The sequence below is a fragment of the Paraburkholderia sp. WS6 genome, from assembly GCF_030464835.1.
Classification (GTDB): Bacteria; Pseudomonadota; Gammaproteobacteria; order Burkholderiales; family Burkholderiaceae; genus Paraburkholderia; species Paraburkholderia madseniana.
In genome coordinates, this window is record NZ_JALQCK010000114.1 from 1 (window position 1) to 1,460 (window position 1,460).

Below are 1,460 nucleotides of genomic sequence, written 5' to 3' on the forward strand. Positions count from 1 at the left end.
GCTATGTCGTGGCGGGGGAATCATCATCCGACGTCATCGAGCAGTTGCGCATTGAGGCTTTGGCAAGTGGTCCGCACTTCATCCTCTCCGACTACCGGCTGGAAAACGAGGACGGTATTGCTGCAATTACGGCGGTCCGCGCTGCTACCGACGCTTCGATCCCTGCGATCCTGTGGTCGGGGGACACCTCGTCAGCTGTGCTCAAAAAAGTCGCCGCCAGTGGCATGAGGCTTTTGTCGAAACCGGTTTCCGAACAGACGTTATTGACCTTACTTGCGGGACATAAGCCAAAAACATTGAACGATAACGGGAGACAGAGAGGGCAGGCAAACACGAAGCCAGCACAACGGAGCGAAGCTGCAATTGATTGCCGGAGGCCTGTTATAGCGTCCTGTACTCGAACACCACGTGATTCTGACGCGAGCGAAACGCCCCGGCCCGGAACATCAAGGTTAGCGGACGAAAAGGCCCACTCAACCGGGCGCCGCATATTCGCTGATTTTGTGAATCTTTTTGTGGGACCGGTTGCAGCACTCAGTGCTGAGCAGAATCTCCTCGTCAAACGCGAGTTATTGCGATCGCTGTCCCGTCGGGCGCTATGTTGGACCGCGCTGGTTTCGGTGGGAGCCTCGCTGTTGTGCGTGTATGGCTCGTGGATCAAAACGTCGGATAGCTATCTTTGGTTCCGCGTCGTCTGGCCCCTGGGACTGTGGGGGGTAGCCACTCCCATGGCAGCATACTTACTGAAAAAGACCATGGCGCTCCCGAAGCACGCTGGCGTCAACGCGATCGAGCAGATGCACTGGGCATGGGCTGCAATGGTCACGCTGACATCGTTCTGGTGGGCGGCGGGTACCTTTGGGCTGACCCCACCTGAATTCTCGGGCCATGCTCCCTACGTCAAGTTGGCCAGGTTAGCCGTCCCTGAGTACACGCTAATCAGCCATACATTTACCTTGCTTCTGCTCGCCCCCAGTCTTCGGGCGAATTTAGGTTCATTCGTGCTCGGCGCTATCCCGTTCGGATTTAGCGTGGGCCCCGCCCTGTTTATTCACCGACCATTAATGCTGGTCTTTTATACGGCTCAACTACTTGGCTATTGTTTCCTCGCGTGGTTTGTTTTTTACAATGAGAAACGCGCATATGTTAAAGAGATCATTCTCGATGAGGCGCGAGAGCGGGCTGAAGCGGCAAAGGCAGAGAAGAGCCTGCTTATCGCTGCGATAAGTCATGACTTGCGCCAACCGCTCACCACGCTCGGCCTGAAGTTAAGTTTCATTGAGCGGAGCATTGAATCGACCAGGCTGGTCGATGACGTCTCGATGGCGCAAAGGCAGGTGGATGCGATGGAAGGGATGATTAACGGGGCACTGGATATCTGCCGCCTCGAGTCCGGCACCTGGAGTGTGGAAATTCAGGAGGTAGCGCTGACTTCCCTTTTACGCGGCATAGTCGTGGAT

General features: G+C 55.8%; 1 protein-coding gene. It reads left to right on the forward strand.

Annotated features, from left to right (window positions below; all coding sequences use genetic code 11):
* On the forward strand, positions 1-1,460 hold a 1,460-nt coding region (locus tag M0D64_RS44760; protein WP_301717781.1), incomplete at both ends, for a histidine kinase dimerization/phospho-acceptor domain-containing protein.